At 70.8% G+C, this 19,410-nt stretch carries 16 protein-coding genes; 11 read left to right on the forward strand and 5 right to left on the reverse strand.

The genetic code is table 11. The features are described from left to right. Positions 1-5 precede the first annotated feature (5 nt). The 3 genes from L2Z93_RS04665 to L2Z93_RS04675 all read left to right on the forward strand — a co-directional run bounded on the left by L2Z93_RS04665 (position 6) and on the right by L2Z93_RS04675 (position 3,841). Positions 6-1,850 carry a DEAD/DEAH box helicase gene (locus L2Z93_RS04665; protein WP_090586919.1) on the forward strand — a complete coding sequence of 615 codons (1,845 nt, stop codon included), beginning with the start codon at positions 6-8 and terminating at the stop codon, positions 1,848-1,850. Next, positions 1,847-2,995: an acyltransferase family protein gene (locus tag L2Z93_RS04670; RefSeq protein ID WP_234786030.1), complete on the forward strand. Its 1,149-nt coding sequence runs from the start codon at positions 1,847-1,849 to the stop codon at positions 2,993-2,995. Before L2Z93_RS04665 ends, L2Z93_RS04670 begins: the two co-directional genes overlap by 4 nt. Before the next feature lie 129 nt (positions 2,996-3,124). Continuing rightward, entirely contained in the window at positions 3,125-3,841 is a 717-nt protein-coding gene (locus L2Z93_RS04675) for a siderophore-interacting protein (RefSeq protein WP_090586913.1), read from the forward strand. 7 nt (positions 3,842-3,848) lie between these two features. Here the strand turns inward: L2Z93_RS04675 and L2Z93_RS04680 are convergent, their stop codons facing one another. Both L2Z93_RS04680 and tap read right to left on the reverse strand, forming a co-directional pair. Next, positions 3,849-5,216 carry an FAD-binding oxidoreductase gene (locus L2Z93_RS04680; protein WP_090586911.1) on the reverse strand — a complete coding sequence of 456 codons (1,368 nt, stop codon included), beginning with the start codon at positions 5,214-5,216 and terminating at the stop codon, positions 3,849-3,851. Positions 5,217-5,241: 25 nt separating this feature from the next. Further along, positions 5,242-6,471 (reverse strand): multidrug efflux MFS transporter Tap, encoded by a 1,230-nt coding sequence (gene tap / locus L2Z93_RS04685; RefSeq protein WP_090586908.1) that lies wholly within the window; start codon positions 6,469-6,471, stop codon positions 5,242-5,244. A gap of 107 nt (positions 6,472-6,578) precedes the next feature. On the opposite strand from tap, the gene L2Z93_RS04690 reads away from it, so the two are divergent. Both L2Z93_RS04690 and L2Z93_RS04695 read left to right on the forward strand, forming a co-directional pair. Beyond that, positions 6,579-7,388, forward strand: coding sequence for a uracil-DNA glycosylase (locus L2Z93_RS04690; protein WP_090586996.1), 810 nt, complete (start codon positions 6,579-6,581; stop codon positions 7,386-7,388). Positions 7,389-7,431: 43 nt separating this feature from the next. Then, complete coding sequence (locus L2Z93_RS04695) at positions 7,432-8,481, forward strand: LLM class flavin-dependent oxidoreductase (protein ID WP_090586905.1); 1,050 nt, start codon at positions 7,432-7,434, stop codon at positions 8,479-8,481. A gap of 11 nt (positions 8,482-8,492) precedes the next feature. Here L2Z93_RS04695 and L2Z93_RS04700 read toward each other — a convergent pair whose 3' ends face one another. Continuing rightward, the gene (locus L2Z93_RS04700) at positions 8,493-8,912 is read right to left on the reverse strand and encodes an HIT family protein (protein ID WP_090586902.1); all 420 of its coding nucleotides are present in this window, start codon (positions 8,910-8,912) and stop codon (positions 8,493-8,495) included. Between the two features lie 34 nt (positions 8,913-8,946). Here L2Z93_RS04700 and L2Z93_RS04705 point away from each other — a divergent pair, with 34 nt between their 5' ends. From L2Z93_RS04705 to L2Z93_RS04720, 4 genes are all read left to right on the forward strand, one after another. After that, positions 8,947-10,344 carry an amidase gene (locus L2Z93_RS04705; RefSeq protein ID WP_090586900.1) on the forward strand — a complete coding sequence of 466 codons (1,398 nt, stop codon included), beginning with the start codon at positions 8,947-8,949 and terminating at the stop codon, positions 10,342-10,344. 42 nt (positions 10,345-10,386) lie between these two features. After that, on the forward strand, positions 10,387-11,538 hold the full coding sequence (locus L2Z93_RS04710; RefSeq protein ID WP_306439046.1) for an adenylate/guanylate cyclase domain-containing protein: 1,152 nt from the start codon (positions 10,387-10,389) through the stop codon (positions 11,536-11,538). 172 nt (positions 11,539-11,710) lie between these two features. Beyond that, on the forward strand, positions 11,711-12,193 hold the full coding sequence (locus L2Z93_RS04715; protein WP_090586993.1) for a DUF3558 domain-containing protein: 483 nt from the start codon (positions 11,711-11,713) through the stop codon (positions 12,191-12,193). Beyond that, on the forward strand, positions 12,190-12,762 hold the full coding sequence (locus tag L2Z93_RS04720) for a DUF3558 domain-containing protein (RefSeq protein ID WP_090586894.1): 573 nt from the start codon (positions 12,190-12,192) through the stop codon (positions 12,760-12,762). Before L2Z93_RS04715 ends, L2Z93_RS04720 begins: the two co-directional genes overlap by 4 nt. Positions 12,763-13,285: 523 nt before the next feature. Here L2Z93_RS04720 and L2Z93_RS04725 read toward each other — a convergent pair. Further along, entirely contained in the window at positions 13,286-13,816 is a 531-nt protein-coding gene (locus tag L2Z93_RS04725; protein WP_090586991.1) for a SixA phosphatase family protein, read from the reverse strand. A gap of 105 nt (positions 13,817-13,921) precedes the next feature. Between L2Z93_RS04725 and L2Z93_RS04730 the strand changes: the two genes are divergently transcribed. Both L2Z93_RS04730 and L2Z93_RS04735 read left to right on the forward strand, forming a co-directional pair. Then, positions 13,922-15,073 (forward strand): metallophosphoesterase family protein, encoded by a 1,152-nt coding sequence (locus tag L2Z93_RS04730; protein WP_260575505.1) that lies wholly within the window; start codon positions 13,922-13,924, stop codon positions 15,071-15,073. 10 nt (positions 15,074-15,083) lie between these two features. Further along, the gene (locus tag L2Z93_RS04735) at positions 15,084-17,759 is read left to right on the forward strand and encodes an AAA family ATPase (protein WP_090586892.1); all 2,676 of its coding nucleotides are present in this window, start codon (positions 15,084-15,086) and stop codon (positions 17,757-17,759) included. Here L2Z93_RS04735 and L2Z93_RS04740 read toward each other — a convergent pair. Beyond that, a complete protein-coding gene (locus L2Z93_RS04740; RefSeq protein ID WP_090586889.1) occupies positions 17,732-19,399 on the reverse strand; it encodes an oligopeptide ABC transporter substrate-binding protein OppA in 1,668 nt (555 codons plus the stop codon). The genes L2Z93_RS04735 and L2Z93_RS04740 overlap by 28 nt on opposite strands. Positions 19,400-19,410: the final 11 nt, after the last annotated feature.

A 19,410-nucleotide genomic window follows, 5' to 3' on the forward strand; every position in this document is an offset into this window, starting at 1 on the left:
CCCTGATGAGCGAGCCCGAGCCGGAGCAGACCGGCGCCCCTGACACCACCGCCTCCGAGCAGGCTGACCTGGACGCGCCCGGGTTCGCCGACCTGGGGGTGCACCCGGACGTGCTGCGCGCACTGGCCGAGGTGGGCTACGAGACCCCGTCGCCGATCCAGGCCGCGACCATTCCGGCGCTGATGGACGGCTCCGACGTGGTCGGGCTGGCCCAGACCGGCACCGGCAAGACCGCGGCGTTCGCGCTGCCGATCCTGTCCAAGATCGACCCGGCGAACTCCGCCACCCAGGCGCTGGTGCTGGCCCCGACGCGGGAGCTGGCGCTGCAGGTCGCCGAGGCGTTCGGCCGCTACAGCGCGCACCTGCCGCGGCTGACAGTGCTGCCGATCTACGGCGGTTCGTCCTACACCGTGCAGCTCAACGGCCTGCGCCGCGGCGCCCAGGTCGTCGTCGGCACCCCGGGCCGGGTGATCGACCACCTGGAGCGCGGCACCCTGGACCTGTCCAAACTGGACTACCTGGTGCTCGACGAGGCCGACGAGATGCTGCAGATGGGCTTCGCCGAGGACGTCGAGCGGATCCTGGCCGACACCCCGGAGTACAAGCAGGTCGCGCTGTTCTCGGCGACCATGCCGTCGGGCATCCGCAAGCTGACCTCGAAGTACCTGCACGACCCCGTCGAGGTCACCGTGAAGGCCAAGACGGCCACCGCGGAGAACATCTCCCAGCGCTACATCCAGGTCGCCGGCCCGCGGAAGATGGACGCGCTGACCCGGATCCTGGAGACCGAGCCGTTCGAGGCGATGATCGTCTTCGTCCGCACCAAGCAGGCCACCGAGGAGGTCGCCGAGCGGCTGCGGGCCCGCGGCTTCAACGCCGCCGCCATCAACGGCGACATCCCGCAGAGCATGCGGGAACGCACCATCGCCGCGCTCAAGGAAGGCGGCGCCAAGGGCCTGGACATCCTGGTCGCCACCGACGTCGCCGCCCGCGGACTGGACGTCGAGCGGATCAGCCACGTGCTCAACTACGACATCCCGCACGACACCGAGTCCTACGTGCACCGGATCGGGCGCACCGGCCGGGCCGGCCGCTCCGGCGCGGCGGTGCTGTTCGTCTCGCCGCGGGAACGACACCTGCTCAAGGCGATCGAGAAGGCCACCCGCTCGCGGCTGGTCGAGGCCGAGCTGCCGACCGTCGACGACGTCAACGCCCAGCGGGTGGCCAAGTTCCGCGACTCCATCACCTCCGGGCTGGGCAAACCCGGGCTGGAGATGTTCCGCCGGTTGATCGAGGACTACGAGCGCGACGCCGACGTGCCGATGGCCGACATCGCCGCCGCGCTGGCGCTGCAGACCCGCGACGGCGAGGAATTCCTGATGGCGCCCGAGCCGCCGCCGGACGCCCGCCGTGAGCGCCGGGAGCGCCGCGACCGGGATGACCGCGGACCGATCCGCCGGCCGGGTGAAGGCTTCGCGACGTACCGCATCGACGTCGGTAAGAAGCACAAGGTGGTGCCGGGCGCGATCGTCGGGGCCATCGCCAACGAGGGCGGCCTGCACCGCAGCGACTTCGGGCACATCAGCATCCGGCCGGACTTCTCGCTGGTCGAACTGCCGCCGAAGCTGCCGGCCGAGACGATGAAGGCGTTGTCGCACACCAAGATTCAGGGTGTGCCGATCAACCTGCGGCTCGACACCGGTGGCCGCGGCTCATCCGGCGAACGGGGTTCCTACGGCGACCGGAGCTACGGTGACCGGAGCTACGGTGACCGGGGTGACCGGGGCGGCAAGCGGCCGCAGGGCGGCGGCGCCCGGCCGAAGAAGCCGTTTAAGAAGAAGTCTTGGTGAGCGCGCCCGTCCCTAATCGCACCGCCTCCCTCACCGGCATCCGGGCGCTGGCCGCGCTGCTCGTCGTGGCCACCCACGCCGCGTACACGACGGGCCACTACACCCCGGATTACTGGGGATTGATGGCGTCGCGGATGGAGATCGGCGTGCCGATCTTCTTCGCGCTGTCCGGGTATCTGCTGTTTCGGCCGTGGGTCAAGTCGGCGGCCACCGGCGGCCCCGAGCCGTCGCTGCGCCGCTACGCCTGGCACCGGTTCCGGCGGATCATGCCGGCCTACGTCGTCGTCGTGCTGGCCGCCTACGTCGTCTACCACTTCCGCACCGATGTGCAGCCCAACCCCGGCCACCATTGGGTCGGGCTGCTGCGGAACCTGACGATGACCCAGATCTACACCGACAACTACATGTACTCCTATCTGCATCAGGGGCTGACGCAGATGTGGAGCCTGGCGGTGGAGGTCGGTTTCTATATCCTGCTGCCGGCGATCGCGTACCTGCTGTTGGTGCTGCTGTGCCGCCGGGAGTGGCGGCCGTACCGGCTGCTCGGCGGTATTTTCGCGCTGATGCTGGTCTCACCGGCCTGGATCGTGTTCTTCCACTCGGTGGACTGGCTGCCGGATTCGGCGCGGCTGTGGCCGCCGACGTACCTGATCTGGTTCCTGGGCGGGATGACGCTGACGGTGCTGGCCCAGATGGGGGAGCGGGCCTACGGATTCCTGGCCATCCCGCTGGCGGTGCTGTGCTTCCTCATCGTCTCCACCCCGATCGCCGGGGAGCCGACGACTTCGCCCAAGGAGCTCTACGAGGCGCTGTTCAAGACCATCTTCTACACCATCATCGCGGTGCTGCTGCTGGCTCCGCTGGCGCTGGGCAACCGCGGTTGGTACGCGACGCTGATGGGCAGCCGACCGATGGTGTGGGTCGGCGAGATCTCCTATGAGATCTTCCTGGTGCACCTGATCCTGATGGAAATCGCGATGGTCGAGATCATGCACCAGCCGGTGTACTCCGGCTCCGGGATCGAGCTGTTCTTCTGGACCATGGTGTTGACGATTCCGGTGTCCTGGCTGCTGCACCGACTCACCCGGGTGCGCGACGAGCCGCCGGCCACGGCTGCGCCTGCGGCGCGGCCCGCCTCGGCCTGACTCCATCGATTGAGCTCTCACGTGCGTCCGTGATTTCTCAAACGGCTCCGTGACGTCTCAGTCGATGGGCCACCCCAACACCCCGTTCGGTCGAGTTAGGCTTACCTAACATCGATCGGAAGGTGGAACATGGCCGACACGTCACGCGGGCTGACCGGAACGCTGGTCAAACTCTTCGGCGGCGCCGATTACCAGCTCACCGTCACCGGACGCACCGAGCTCACCCCGCACTACCTGCGACTGCACTTCGACGCCGGGACGCTGCTGGCGGACCGCCCAGTGCACCCGACGATGTGGGTCCGCGGCTGGTTCCCGGACGGCGCCAAGGCCCACCAGCGGGGATACACCCTGGTCAACCCCGACCCGGCGGCCGGGACCGTCGACATCGACTTCGCCCTGCACGACGGGCTCGCCACCCGCTGGGCCGAGAACGCCCAGCCCGGCGACATCCTGGGCGTGACGGTGCTGGGCAGCAACTTCACGCTGCCCACCCCGGACCCGGCCGGCTACCTGATCGTCGGCGACCCCGCGTCGCTGCCCGCGATCAACTCGCTGCTCGACGCCATCGGCCCGATCCCCGCCTGGGTGTTCCTGGAGGCCGCCCACGACGACGACAAGCAGCTGCCGGTGAACATCACCGGCGACAGCGAACTGTTCTGGGTGGACCGCACCGGTGGCGGGCAGGGCCTGATCGACACGGTTCGGGAGAGCGCCTTCGACGCCGCCGATCACTTCGCCTGGGTGGCCTGCGACAACCGCACCACCCGCACGGTGGCCAAGGTGCTGCGCGAGCAGTACGGCGTGCCGAAGGGGCAGCTCAAAGCCCAGGGTTACTGGGCCGCCTGAGCGGCCTTCAGTACGCCACCCCGGGGTTGAGGATCCCGTCCGGGTCCAGCGCGGCCTTGATTCGGCGGTTGAGTTCCATCGCCTCCGGGCCGATCTGGGCGGCTAGCCAGGGCCTCTTCAGCCGTCCGACGCCGTGCTCCCCGGTGATGGTGCCGCCCAGGCTGATCGCCAGGTCCATGATCTCGCCAAACGCGCGCTGCGCCCGGGCGGCCATCTCCGCGTCGTCGGGGTCGAACACGATCAGCGGGTGGGTGTTGCCGTCTCCGGCGTGGGCGATCACCGCGATCATCAGGTCGCGGCGCCGGGCCAGATCCTCGACTCCGGCGACCAGATCGGCCAGCAGTGGCAGCGGCACGCCGACGTCCTCGAGCAGCAGCGACCCCTTGGCCTCGACCGCCGGGATCGCGAAGCGGCGGGCCGCGGCGAACGCCTCACCCTCGTCGGGGTCGGAGGTGCAGAACACCTCGGTGGCGCCGTGCCGGGTGAACGCCTCGGCCATGAACTCCGCGTCGGCCGTCCCGGAACCACCGCGCTCATCGGAGGCGGCGACCATCATCGCCGCCGCTGAACGGTCCAATCCCATCCGCAGCTGATCCTCGACGGCGTTGATCGAGGCCCGGTCCATGAACTCCATCAGCGACGGCCGGATCTTGCCGGTGATGGTCACCACCGAATCGCACGCCGCGCGCACCGAGTCGAAGGTCGCCACCACGGTGGCGGCCGGCGGCTGGGCGGGCACCAGGCGCAGCGTCACCTCGGTGACCACACCGAGCGTGCCTTCGCTGCCGACGAACAGTTTGGTCAGCGGCAGCCCGGCGACGTCCTTGAGCCGCGGCCCGCCGAGGCGCACCGCGGTCCCGTCGGCCAGCACCACCTGCAGGCCCAGCACATAGTCGGTGGTGACGCCGTATTTCACGCAGCACAGCCCGCCGGCGTTGGTGGCGATATTGCCGCCGATAGTGCAGATCTGGAACGACGACGGGTCCGGCGGATACCAGAGTCCGTGCTTGGCGGCTTCGGCCTTGACCTCGGCGTTGAACAGTCCGGGCTGTGCGACGGCGGTGCGGGTGACCGGGTCGACGGTGATCTCCCGCATCCGCTCGGTGGACAGCGTGATGCCGCCATCGACGGCGGTGGATCCACCGGACAGGCTGGTGCCCGCGCCGCGGGGCACCACCGGCACCCGGTGCGCGCTGGCCCAACGCAGGGTGGCCTGCACCTGCTCGGTGGTCTGCGGCCGCACCACGGCCAGCGGCATACCGGCGTCCGGGTCGGCGGCCCGGTCCTGGCGATAGCCGGCGATGATGTCCGGGTCGGTGACGACGGCGCCGTCGGGCAGTTCGGCGATCAGGGCGTCCAGCGGCGGGGTCGGCACGAACTCCGATATTACGGGCCGCGGTCTACAGCGGTTGCGGCGTGCGGTCCAGGTCGCGCAGCGCCGGCAACCCGATCGACACCAGCCCGATCAGCACCATCGGCGCGCCCAACGCCAGGAAGGCGACCGTCAGCCCGGCGGCGTCGGCCAGCGGCCCGACCACGATCAATCCAACCGGCCCGGCGGCGTAGGCCAGCGAACTCATCACGCCGACCACTCGTCCGCGCAGGTGCGCCGGCGCGCGGGTCTGCATGACGTAGTTGTAGATCGGGCCGAGCGGCCCGAACACCAGGCCGACGACGAAACTCAGCCCCAGGATCAGCGGCAGCGGCGGCAGGAACGCGATCACCGTCGTCGTCACCCCCAGCGTGACGGCCGCGACGATCAGCGTGTGGCGCCGGTTCAGGTATTGCGACGTGACCGCGTAGCCGAGCGCGCCGAGCAACCCGCCGGCCGACAGCGCCATCAGCACCCAGCCCAGTTGCTGCGGCTGGTCGAGGTCGGTGAAGTACTTCGGGAACAGCACCGATTCGATCGGCACGTAGAGCCCGTTGAGCAGCAGGTCCACCACGGCCAGGGTGCGCAGCACCGGGTTGGACCAGACGAATTTCAGGCCCTCCACGATCCCCGGCCACACCTTCTCCTGCAGCTCGGCGCGATCGGGGCGCCCGGCGCCGGCGAGTCGGATCAGCGCGGCGGCGCCGATCGCCACTCCGAAGAGGGCGGTGGTCACCCACATGGTCTGCACGCCGCCGAGCGTCGCGATCAACAGACCGCCGACGCCCGGCCCGACGATGTAGGCCAGGTTGAAGTTCGCCTGGTACAGGCTGTTGGCGCGGTCCAGGCTCCAGCCGGTCGCTTCGGCGGCCTCCGGCACCATGGAGATCCGGGCGGTCATGCCGGCCGGATCGAAGAACGCGCCGAGCGCGGCCAACACCGACAGCGTCCACACGTTCACCGCCCCGGTGCCGAACCCCAGCGCCAGCAGCGGCACCATCGCCACCGACAGCCCGGACAGAGCGTCGGAGAGCATCGACACCCGGCGCCGGCCCAGGTAGTCCACCGCCGCGCCGGCGAGCACCGTCGCGACCAGCAGCGGCACGGTTCCGGCGGTGGCGACGATGGCGGCGTCCGAGGCGGAACCGTTGTGCTGCAAGGCCAACCACGGGAACGCGACGATCGAGATGCCGTTGCCCGCGCCGGCGGTGAGGGTGGCCACCATCAGCAGCAGCATCGGGCGGCGGGAGGTGTTCATGGCCGGTCGAGCGTACGTCCGCGGAGCGCCCGGCAGCCACCGATTTTTCTGCCCCCGCCGATGGCCGTGGGGCCCCGGGAGCAGAATCGGCGGTGATGACGACGGAGATGCTGCCGCACCCGCGGACCGGCCAATTGTTCGCCTCGCCGGCCCCGGCCGGGGCGGGCTGGCCCGGCGACCCCGCGACGGCGCTGACGCCGGTGGCGGCAACCGCGCCCGCGGTGCGCCGATTGGCGAAACCTGCCACCCTCGGCGAGTTGGACGCCCGGATCAGCGTCTGCCGGGCGTGTCCGCGCCTGGTCGACTGGCGCGAGCAGGTGGCCGTGCAGAAACGCCGGGCCTTCGCCGGCCAGCCGTACTGGGGTCGGCCGGTTCCGGGCTGGGGCGACGAGCGGCCCCGGATCTTCGTCGTCGGGCTGGCCCCGGCCGCGCACGGCGCCAACCGGACCGGTCGGATCTTCACCGGCGACCGGTCCGGGGACCAACTGTTCGCGGCGCTGTACCGGGCCGGGCTGGTCAGCGCGCCGGACAGCGTCGACGCCGCGGACGGGTTGACCGCCCATGGCGTGCGGATCAGCTCACCGGTGCGCTGCGCGCCGCCGGCGAACGCGCCGACGCCGGCCGAGCGTCAGACCTGCGCTCCGTGGCTGGCGGCCGAATGGCAGCTGATCAGCGCCGATGTGCGGGTGGTGGTGCCCCTCGGCGGATTCGCCTGGGGTGTCGCGCTGAACCTGCTGGCCGATCGACGCAGCGGCCCCAAACCGAAATTCGGCCACGGCGTCGTCGCCGAATTGGATCCGGGGCTGAGTCTGCTCGGCTGCTACCACCCCAGCCAGCAGAACATGTTCACCGGCCGGCTCACCCCCGCCATGCTCGACGACGTGTTCGCCACCGGCAAACAACTCGCCGGCTGGTGAGCGAGCCGGGAAGCGCAGCGGCCCCCGCGGCGTTGCACCGCTAATGCGCCTTTCTGTCCTCGACCTGGTTCCAGTGCGCTCCGATCAGCGCAGCGCCGACGCGCTGGCGGCCACCGTCACGCTGGCTCGCGCCGCCGACGAACTCGGCTACACCCGGTACTGGCTCGCCGAGCACCACAACATGGCGCCGGTGGCGGCCACCAGCCCGCCGGTGCTGATCGGCTACCTGGCCGCCCAGACGTCGCGGATCCGGTTGGGGTCCGGCGGGGTGATGCTGCCCAACCACGCCCCGCTGGCCGTCGCCGAGCAGTTCGCCCTGCTCGAGGCCGCGGCTCCGGGCCGCATCGACCTCGGCATCGGCCGCCCCCCCGGCTCGGACCCGGTGACCTCGGCGGCGATGCGCGGGTGGAGCCTGGACGCACACGCCGAACGACGCCACCTGGAGGCGTTCCCGGAGTACGTCGACGAGGTCGACGCGCTGATGAGCCCGAACGGCGCCCGCGTCGAGCTCACCGGCGGCCGGGACTACACCCTGCGCGCCACCCCGGTCGCCGACGGCCGCCCCCGCATCTGGCTGCTCGGGTCCTCGCTGTACTCGGCGCGGCTGGCCGCGGCCAAGGGGCTGCCGTACGTGTTCGCCCATCACTTCGCGGGCCGGGGCACCGCGGAGGCGCTGGCGGTCTATCGCGAGGAGTTCACACCCAGCGCGCACACCCCGGCGCCGCAGACCTTCCTGACCGTCAACGCTTCGGTCGCCCCCACCCGCGCGGAGGCCGAGCGGCTGGCCCTGCCGAACCGGCTGATGATGGCCTGGCTGCGCGGCGGCAAGCCGATCCCGCAACTGCTGCTGGTCGAAGACGCCGAACAGGTGGAGATCAGCGCCGCCGAACGCGCGGCGATCCAGGCCGGTGGCGCCGCGGGGGTCGTCGGCACACCGGCCGAAGCCGCCGATCAGCTGCGCGCGCTGGCCGAGACGTTCGGCGTCGACGAGGTGATGATCAACCCGGTCGGCTCCGCGCTGCGCGGCACACCCGCCGACAGCGCGCCGGCGCGGACGCAGACCCTCGCGCTGTTGGCGCAGGAACTGTTGTGAGACAATCGGATTCAGAGACCCTCGATCGCCTCGCGGAGCAGCCGGCCGTGCCGTTCGCGATCGGGGTCGCGGCGTAACAGCACGCCCTTGGCGAAGCTCAGCTTGTCCCCACGGCGGCGCGGGGCGACGTGCAGATGGATGTGGAACACCGTCTGAAACGCCGCCTTGCCGTCATTGATGACGAGGTTGCTGCCGTCGGCGTGCAATCCGGAGGCGCGCGCAGCCAACGCGACCCGCTGCCCGATGGCCATCATCCCGGCCAGCGTCTGCGCCGGGGTGTCGGTCATGTCCACGCTGTGCGCCTTGGGGATGACCAGGGTGTGCCCGCGCACCATCGGACGGATATCGAGGAAGGCCAGGTGGGCGTCGTCCTCGTACACCCGGATGGCCGGGGCGTCTCCGGCGACGATCTCGCAGAACACACACGACATGGCCTCACCGTAGCCTCCGGTTAAAGTTGCGACGGTGGACTCCATCGACCTGGCATTCGCCGGAGCAGCCGAGCAGGCGCGGTTGCTGCGAAGCGGCGCTGTCACCGCGCCGGCGCTGACCGAGCTGTACCTGGAGCGCATCGCGCGGCTGGAGCCCGAACTGCGGTCCTACCGGGTGGTGATGGCCGACGAAGCCCGACGCGCCGCCGCGCAGGCGCAGCAGCGGATCGACGACGGGGAGACCGCGCCGCTGTTGGGCGTGCCCATCGCGATCAAGGACGACACCGACGTCGCGGGACAGCTCACCACCTACGGCAGCAATGCCGCCGGGCCGGCGGTCACCGCCGACGCCGAGGTGGTGACGCGGTTGCGGGCCGCGGGCGCGATCATCCTCGGCAAGACCGCGGTCCCGGAGATGATGGTCTGGCCGTTCACCGAATCGGTGTCCTTCGGCGCCACCCGCAACCCCTGGGACGCCAGCCGCACCCCCGGCGGCAGCAGCGGCGGCAGCGGAGCCGCGGTGGCCGCGGGCCTGGCCCCGTTCGCGCTCGGCTCCGACGGGGCCGGCTCCATCCGGATCCCGGCGACCTGGTGTGGGCTCTACGGCATCAAACCGCAGCGCGACCGGGTCCCCACCGCGCCGATGGTCGACGGCTGGTGCGGACTGGCGACGCTCGGACCGTTGACCCGGACCGTCGAGGACGCCGCATTGTTCCTCGACGTCACCGGCGACACCGCGATGCCCCGCCCGAAGGGCGGATTCCTGGCTGCCACCGCGCATCCTCCGCAGCGGCTGCGGATCGCGTTGAGCTTCAAGGCGCCGCCGACGATCACCGCGCACCGCGACCCCGAGCAGCGCGCCGCCGTGCGTCAGGCCGGCGACCTGCTGCGCGAACTCGGCCACCAGGTCATCGAACGCGAGATCGACTACCCGACGACCGCCGCCTACGGGCATCTGCTGCCGCGGATGTACCGAGGCGTCTACGACGCCGTGCAGGCATTGCCGCACCCCGAGCGGCTGGACACCCGGACCCGCGGGGTGGCGCGCATCGGCGGACTGGTCTCCGACGCCCGGCTGGCGAAAATCCTTGCCGGAGAAGAACGCATCTCCGCGCGGATCAACGCGATCTTCGACGACGTCGATGTGGTCATCACACCCGGAACCGCCACCGGACCGTCGAAGGTGGGCGCTTACCGCCGGCTCGGGGCGGTCACCACGATGGCGATGGTCTCCGCGCGCGTTCCGTTCCAGGCCATGTTCAACGTGACCGGCCAGCCCGCCGCGGTGTTGCCGTGGGGTCTGGATCGGGCCGGGTTGCCGATGTCGATCCAGCTTGTCGGCCGGCCCTACGACGAAGCCACCCTGCTGTCTCTCAGCGCCGAGATCGAAGCTGACCGGCCGTGGGCGCGCCGACGGCCGACGATCAGCTGATTCGCGGCCGGTGGGACCGCCGTCGGCGGTAACTTGGGCGACGTGCAGGTGGATCCGCGGATCGAGAACTCAACGCTGCTCGACGGGTTGAGCGGCAAGGCTCGCGAGGAGCGCGCCGAGTTGATCAGCTGGCTGCTGGACAACGGCGAGACCATCGAGTCGATCGGCGCGACCGCGTCGCCGGTGCTGCTGCCGGCGCGCCGGGTGATCGGCGACGACGGGCAACGGGTCAGTCTGCGCGAGCTCGCCGAATCCACCGGCCTGGACATGGAGTTCCAGGAGCGGATGATGCGGGCGATGGGCCTGCCGCACGCGCTGGACCCGGATGCGAAGGCGTATCTGCGCGCCGACGGCGAAACCACCGCCATCGTGCGCTTCTATCTCGATTCGGGCTACGACCCCGACGAGTTGGTGCGGATCACCCGGGTGCTGTCCGAGGCGCTGACCGCGGTCGCCGAGCAGATGCGCAATGCCTCGCTGGGACTGATCATGCACCCGGGCGCCACCGAACTGGATATCGCGCAGCGCGGCCGGCAGACCATGCAGGCGGCCGAACCCACCCTCGGCCCGATGATCACCGGCCTGGTCATGCTGAAGCTGCGGCACTCCCTGGAGATCGAGGCCGTCACCGAGGCCGAACGCGCCCAGGGCGCCCGGCCGGGGGCGCGGGAGATCGCGGTCGCCTTCGCCGACCTCGTCGACTTCACCCGGTTCGGGGAGGCCCGATCGCCGGAGGATGTCGAGCAGATCGCGCTGCGCCTGGCGGATCTGGTCCGCGAGGTCATCGAACCGCCGGTCCGGCTGGTCAAGACCATCGGGGACGCGGTGATGCTGGTCAGCCCCGATCCCGAGGCCCTGCTGCACGTATTGATGGAGTTCGTCGAACGGGCCGAGGCCGAACCCGAGTTGCCGCAGTTGCGGGTCGGGATGGCCTGGGGGCCGGCGGTCGGCCGCTCGGGGGACTGGTTCGGCAGTCCGGTCAATCTGGCCAGTCGCGTCACCGCGGTGGCCCGGCCCGGATCGGTGCTGGTGGCCGAGACACTGCGGGACCGGCTCGCGCATCTGCAGGACTACGCCTGGACCTACGTCGGACACCGCAAGCTCAAGGGCATCCGGGGCGAAACGCGGCTGCACCGGGTGCGCCGCCAGGGGGTGGGCGGCGGCGACGTCGCCGCGCCAGAGCGGACCGCCTGATTCGACACGGCAACGTGGCTGGTCAGTGGGACTTCTGCTGGTTGCGCACCGGGGCTGCGGCTACAGTGACTGCTGTGACCAACGCATCAAGGCCGCAGCGCGTGCTGACCACTGGACACCCGCGGTGACCGTCGGGAAGGCGCTGGCCGTCGCGGCGCTGGCCGTGCTGCCGATGATCGCGGCGTGCTCGCCGGACAATTCCGGCGGTGAGGACCCCGGATCCGGGCCGGCCGAGGAACAAACCGAGATGCAGTCCGGTCCGATGTTCCCCGAATGCGGCGGCGTCAGCGACGAGACCGTCGGGCAGCTCACCGAGGTGGCCGGCCTGGTCAACACCGCCAAGACCTCCGTCGGCTGCCAGTGGCTGCAGGGCGGCGGCATCCTCGGCCCGCACTTCTCCTTCAGCTGGTTCCGCAACAGCCCGATCGGGCGGGAACGCAAGACCGAAGAACTGTCGCGCGACAGCGTCGAAGACATCACCATCGAGGGCTACGACGGGTTCATCGCGATCGGCGGCACCAGCCTGTGCGAGATCGGCATCCAGTTCGACGACGACTTCATCGAGTGGTCGGTCAGCTTCGCCGCCGAACCATTCCCCGACCCCTGCGAAGTGGCGAAAGAACTGACCGCACAATCGATTCGGAACTCGCAATGAGCGCCTCGCAGACGACCCGCCCGAGCGCGGGCAAGAAGATCGCCGTCGGGGCGGCCGTCGTGCTGTCGGCCGCCGCCCTGGTCACCGGCTGCACCCGCGCGGTGGACGGAACCGCGAACAAGGCAGGCGCCGGGCCGCGGAACAACACCGCCGAGGAGACCTACCCGAACCTGCTCAAAGAGTGCGATGTGCTGACCTCCGACGTGCTGGCCACCTCGGTCGAAGCCGACCCGCTGAACATCATGAGCACCTTCGTCGGCGCGATCTGCCGCTGGCAGGCGCTGAACAACAGCGGCGTGCTGATCGACATCACCCGGTTCTGGTTCGAGCAGGGCAACCTGGACCACGAGCAGGACGTCGCCGACTTCCTGAACTATCAGGTCGAATCGCGTTCGGTGGCCGGGGTCGCCTCGATCGTCATGCGCCCCAATGACCCCAATGGTTCCTGCGGTGTCGCCAGCGACGCCGGCGGCGTGGTCGGCTGGTGGGTCAGCCCGCAGGCGCCGGGCGTGGACGCGTGCGCGCAGGCGCTCAAGCTGATGGAGCTCACCCTCCAGACCTCCGCCTGACTCGACGAGCCGAGGAACGAGGCGAGGAAGAGGTCAGGCGCGTCAGCACCGCCTGACTCGACGAGCCGAGGAACGAGGCGAGGAAGAGGTCAGGCGCGTCAGCACCGCCTGACTCGACGAGCAAGCGAGGAACGAGCGCGCGACGCGTTCCTGGTCGAGGGTCACCGCATTGAGTGAGACCTCTTGGACGTCAGTGAGACGTGAGGGCGGGGGCGCTCATCGAGTGAGGAACCAGGTACGTCAGTGAGACGTCAGGGATGCGAGTGAGACACCAGGGCGGCGTTCTGCATCGAGTGAGAATCTAGGGACACGTTGTTCGAGTAACCCCCACCCGTATGTCTCACTCAATGAAGCTCACCGCCCTCACGTCTCACCGAGCTACCTCAGTTCTCAAACGCCTACCTGACGCCTCACTCGATGAACCACCCCGCCACCAGCTCTCACAAGCCGCCACAGGTTCTCACTCGATGCGCCGGCGATGCGCCGACGACCCTCCGGCCGGCTTCTGCCGATTCAGGAGGCCTCAGCGGGGGATGTGGAAGCCGACCAGGGCGGCCGAGTGCGGCTCCAGGGCGGACCATTCACCGGTGAAGCGCAGCACCGCCATGGCCGAGGTCGGGTACTTCACCGTGATCCGGTCGACCGCCGCCGCGCTGGTGCCGGGAGCGCCGGACAGGATCAGCGCCACTGAGCTCATCGCTGGTTCGTGCCCGACGACCAGCAGGGTCTGCGGGTCACCGCCGAGGGCGTCGGCGTCGAGTTCATTGATCACCTGGATCACCGCGCCGGGGCCGGCGCCGTAGAGCTCGTCGACGAACTCCACCGGAGCGGCGACGCCGGTTCGTTCCAGCGTCTGCCGCGTTCGGGTGGCCGTCGAACAGAGCACGCCCTGAACCGGCGGGTGCGGTCCGGCGGGCGAGCGCAGCCAATCGCCGGCCAGTCCGGCTTCCCGGATCCCCCGCGCGGCCAGCGGCCGCTGGTGGTCGGGCACCCCGATCGGGTAGTCCGACTTGGCGTGCCGCAGCAGGACGAGGGTGCGTTGTTGGTCGCTCACCCGGTCAGGGTAGACGGCGCCGGGGCGCGGCACCCGGGACTTGTCGGTATGGAGTTTTAGACTCGCCAGGCAAGTGAAACAGATCAGCCAGGGGAGGGACGGCACGTGACGCGGTTTCTGCACACCGCCGACTGGCAACTCGGCATGACCAGGCATTTCCTGGCCGGAGAGGCGCAGCCCCGGTACTCCGCGGCCCGCCGCGACGTGGTCGCCGGACTGGGCGCGCTGGCCGCGCAGACCGGCGCCGAGTTCATCGTCGTCTCCGGCGACGTGTTCGAGTCCAACCAGCTCGACGCGAGCGTGGTGAGCAAGTCGTTGGAGGCTATCCGCGGCATCGGCGTGCCGGTGTATCTGCTGCCCGGCAACCACGATCCGCTGGACGCCGCGTCGGTGTACACCAGCGGGCTGTTCAGCGCCGAACGCCCGGACAATGTCACCGTTCTGGACCGCAGCGGGGTGTTCGAGGTGCGGCCGGGCCTGCAGATCGTCGCCGCGCCGTGGCGCTCCAAGCGCCCCACCGCGGACCTAGCCGCCGCGGCGCTGGCCGGTCTGCCCGACGAGCCGGCGGTGCGGATCCTGGTGGCCCACGGTGGGGTGGACCGGCTCGACCCCGATCCGAACAACCCGGCGCTGATCCGGCTCGGCCCGCTCGAAGACGCGCTGTCCCGCGGCGACATCCACTACGTTGCGTTGGGGGACAAGCACTCCCGCACTCGGGTCGGTGACAGTGGCCGGGTTTGGTACTCGGGCGCCCCCGAGGTGACCAACTTCGACGACATCGAACCCGATCCCGGGCACGTGCTGCTGGTCGATGTCGATGACGACGATCCGGCTCATCCGGTGGCGGTGACCAACCACCGGGTGGGATCGTGGCGGTTCATCACCCTGCGCCGCGAGATGGACGGTGTCCGCGATATCACCGACCTCGGCATCGAGCTCGACAATCTGGCGGACAAGGAACGTACGGTGGTGCGCCTGGAGCTGACCGGCACCCTCGGTGTCAGCGAGCGCGCCGACCTCGACGATCTGGTGTACCGCCGCGGTCGGTTGTTCGCCTGGTTGGACCTGTGGGACACGCACTGCGATCTGGCGGTGCTGCCGGCCGACGGGGAGTTCTCCGACCTCGGATTCGGCGGGTTCGCGGTTGACGCGGTCGATGAGCTGGTCGCCACCGCGCGCTCCGGTGACCCGGCGGCCGCGCACACCGCCCAGGGCGCGTTGGCGCTGCTGCTCCGGCTGGCCAAGGGCGCGGCGTGAGGGCCCCCCGATGAGACTCCACCGACTGACCCTGACCGACTACCGCGGCGTCGACCACCGCGACATCGAGTTCGCCGACCGTGGCGTCACCGTGGTGACCGGCGCCAACGAGGTCGGCAAGTCCTCGCTGATCGAGGCGCTGGACCTGCTGCTGGAGTACAAGGACCGCTCGGCGAGCAAGGACGTCAAGGCCGTCAAGCCCACCCACGCCGACGTCGGCGCCCAGGTCGAAGCCGAAATCAGCACCGGCCCTTACCGTTTCGTGTACCGCAAGCGGTTCCACAAGAAACCCGAAACCGTGCTGACCGTGCTGGAGCCGGCGCGTGAGCAGCTCACCGGCGACGAGGCGCACGAGCGGGTGCAGACCATGCTCGCCCAGACCATGGACACCGGACTGTGGCGGGCGCAGCGGGTGCTGCAGGCGACCTCGACCACCCCGGTGGACCTGTCGGACTGCGACGCGCTGTCCCGGGCACTCGACCTGGCGGCGGGCCGCGGCGACGACGGGCAATCATCGACGGTGAATCCGGCGCTGATCGAGCAGATCGACGCCGAGTACCGCCGCTACTTCACCGGCACCGGCCGGCCCACCGGCGAATGGGCCGCCGCGATCAGCGCGCTGGCCGACGCCGAGCAGCAGGAGGCCCGCTGTCGGGCCGCCGTCGACGAGGTCGAGCAACGCCTGGACACCCACACCGAGCGCAGCGCGCAACTCGCCGAACTGGAGGCCGCCCGGCCCGCCGCCGAGCGGCGAGCCGCCGCGGCGCAGGCCGCCGCCGAACAGGTCGCCGAAATCGTCGACGGGCTCGACACCGCCGAGCGCGAGGCCAAGGACGCGCGGCTGACCGCGGCGACCGCCGCAGCCGCGGCCGCCGAGCGCGCCGCGCTGCGGGACGAGCTGACCCGCCGGGAAGCCGCGGTGGCCGCCGCCGAGGCCGCCGTGGCCGAAGCCGCGGCGCTGACCGCACCCGCCCGGGCGGCCGCCGAAGCCGCCCTGGCGGACCTCGAATCCGCCGAGCAGTCCCGGATCGCCGCGACCGCCGCCGCCGAATCGGCCCGCGCGGTCACCGAGGCGCTACGCCGGCGCGACGAGCACCGTCGGCTGACCGAGCGGCTGCGCCGGATCGACGCCGCCGAGGCCGACCTGGCCGCCGTCACCGCCGAACTGTCGGCCATCACACTGACCGACTCCGATGTCCGCCGGATTCGCGACGCCGACGCCGAGGTCCGGATCGCGCGCGCCGCCGCCGACCTGGCCGCCACCGTCGTGCAGGTGAGCGCCGAAGCCGACATCGAGTTGCTGATCGCCGGGCAGCCGGCGCGGCTGACGGCCGGTGAGACCCGCGAGTTCGCGGTCGCCGACGCCGCCGACCTGCGGGCGCCCGGTGTGCTGACCGCCCGGATCATCCCCGGCGGTTCGGCCGCCGACAGCCACGCCGAACTGCTCGCCGCGCAAGCCCGGCTGGCCGAACTGCTGAGCACGGCCGGAGTCGCCGACCTGGCGGCGGCCACCGAGCTGGACGCCCGCCGCCGGGAGTGCCGCGCCCGCGCCGACGCGCTGCGCGCGACCCTGGACGGGTTGCGGTCCGGCGATCACGTCGATGAGCTGCGCCGACGGCGCGCCGAGCTGGACGCCGAGTGCGCGGCGTCTCACGACGACCTGAGCCTGGCGGCCGCCCGCGCCGCCGAGACCGCCGCCGCCGACGCGCTGGCCGCGGCGAACCGGGCCGTCGACACCGCCCGCCGGGCGGCCGATCAGGCCGTGGCGGGGCGCGCCGCGTGTGAGCAGCGCAGCGCCACCACCCAGGAGCGCCGCACCGCCGCCCGCGACGAACGCGACGCGGCCGCCGCCCGATTGGCCGCCGCCCGGTCCACGACGGCCGACGAACAACTGGCCGCGGCCGCAGCCGCCGCCGCGTCGGAGTCGCAGCGCGCCGCGGCGCGCGTCACCGCGCTACAGCAGCAGCTGGCCGAGGCGGGCCCGGCGCGGGTCGCCGAGGAACTGCGGACCGCGCGCGACGCGGTCGACGGGCTGGACCGCCGGATCGCCGAGCTGCGGCAGGCGCTGCGCGACATCACCGTCGAACTCGCCGTGTTCGGTGGGGAGGGCCGCACCAGCCGGCTGGACGAGGCGGCGACCGCCGCCGCGCATGCCCGCTCCGCGCATGCCCGCACCCGGGACCGGGCGCTGGCCGTGCAGACGTTGCGGTCGGTGATGGGCAGACACCGGGACAACACCCGGGCGCGCTACGTGGAGCCCTTCCGCGCCGAGGTGCAGCGGTTGGGCCGCGGAGTGTTCGGCGAATCCTTCGAGGTCGAGGTGGACAGCGACCTGCGGATCCGCAGCCGCACCCTGGACGGGCGCACCGTCGGCTACGAGTCGCTGTCCGGCGGCGCGAAGGAACAGCTCGGGATCATCGCCCGGCTGGCGGTGGCCGCGCTGGTCGCCGCCGACGACACCGTGCCGGTCCTCATCGACGACGCGTTGGGATTCAGCGATCCGGGCCGACTGGCGCGGATGGCCGAGGTCTTCGATCTGGTGGGCGCCGACGGCCAGGTGATCGTGCTGACCTGCTCACCGGAGCGGTTCGCGGGCATCGCCGCCGCGCACCGGATCGACTTGACGCCGGAGCGCCATCCCGACGCCGAGGACGCGGACTACTTGAGGAAGCCGATCTTGGTGTAGTCCAGGTCGCCCAGGCCGGCCGGGCCGTAGTTGGCCAGGTTGTCCCGGACGGCCATGTTCCCGGGCGTCTGGGTCAGCGGCAGGCTGAATCCTTCGGCCCAGATCAGCTGGTCGAGCTCGTTGGCCAGCACCCGCGCCTTGGCGGGATCCAGCTCGTCGAGGATCTCCTCGATCTTGGCGTCGATCGCCGGGCTGCCGATCTTGCCGAAGTTGGACTCGCCACCCGCGGCGAAGATCTGGTTCAGGCTGGCGTACGGGAACGCGTCACCCACCCAACTGAACTGGGCCAGGTCGAAGTCGCCGGGGATGACGAACTTGGAGAAGAAGCCGTTGCCCGGTTTGGGCCGCAATTCGACCTTCACCCCGATCTGGGCCAGGCTGTTCTGCACGATCTGTGCGACGTTCTTGGGGCCCTGGGCGTCGTAGATGACGTTGCGCAACACCAGCTGCTTGCCGTCCTTCTCCCGGAACTGGCCGTTGAGCATCCAGCCGAGCGCGTCGAGTTCGGCGCGGGCCTGCTCCGGGTTGAACGCCGCCACCTCGCTGTTGTCCTGATAGCCCTCCTGGCCGCGGACGAAGACGTGGTTGTTCAACGGCTGCGGGTCGTCGGTGAGCCCGCGCTGGGTGACATTGGCGATCAGGGTGCGGTCGATGCCCTTGGAGACGGCCAATCGCAGCGCCCTGTCGGCCAGGATCGACCCGGGCGCGCCGTTGAAGGTCAGGTGGTACCACTGCGGCGCCGGGGCCCGGCGGATCGCGACGCCCGCGGTGTTGCGGGCGATGGTCATCTCATCGAGGTCGCCGAGGCCGGTCGCGTCGATGGTGTTGTTCTGCAGCGCCGGCAGCCGCGCCGCGTCATCGAGGACCAGATAGGTGATGGACTCCAGCACCGGCTGCGGTCCCCACCACTTCGGGTTGCGGGTCAAGGTGATCCGCTGAGCGGTCTGATCGATGCCGGAGACGATGAACGGCCCGGCCGACACCGGCGGCTTGGTCAGGAACCCGGTGTTGAACACTTCCGGGTCCGAGGTCGCCGATTTGGGCAGCAGCGAGGAGTTGCCGGCGAACATGCCGCGCCAGTCGGAATGGTGGCTGGCGAAGGTGATGACGGCCTGGCGGTCGTCGACGCCCCGGGTGACGGTGGCGACCCGCTCGTTGCCGTTGGTGCTGGCGATGTTGAACGCCTTGTTCTTCCCGCTGGTCGCCTCGACCTGGGATTTGATGTCTTCCCAGGTGATCGGCGTGTCGTCGGACCAGACCGCCTTCGGGTTGATCGTGTAAGTGACCACCTGCGGGTCGGTGCTGGTCAGCTCGACGCTGGTGAAGTAGTTGGTGTCGACCTCGGCGGACCCGTCCGGGCCGAGCCGGAACGCCCGCGGCATGGTGGGCCGCAGAATCTTGTTGACATCGGCGTTGTTGCCGTCGAGCTGCAGGGTGTTGAAGTTCTCCGGGTATCCGGTCAGCGCGAGCCGCAGTTGGCCGCCGGGGGCCAACTCGGACACCTCGTGCGGGTTGATGTCGCCGGTGCTGCCCACCTCGGCGGTCCCGCCGGCCGACAACGGGTCGGTCGAGCCGCCCGAGCACCCGGTCAGCACCAGCGAGCTGAGGACAATCGCGTACAACCCCCGTCGTAGCCACATGGCACCCGATG

The organism is Mycolicibacterium brumae, from assembly GCF_025215495.1.
GTDB lineage: Bacteria > Actinomycetota > Actinomycetes > Mycobacteriales > Mycobacteriaceae > Mycobacterium > Mycobacterium brumae.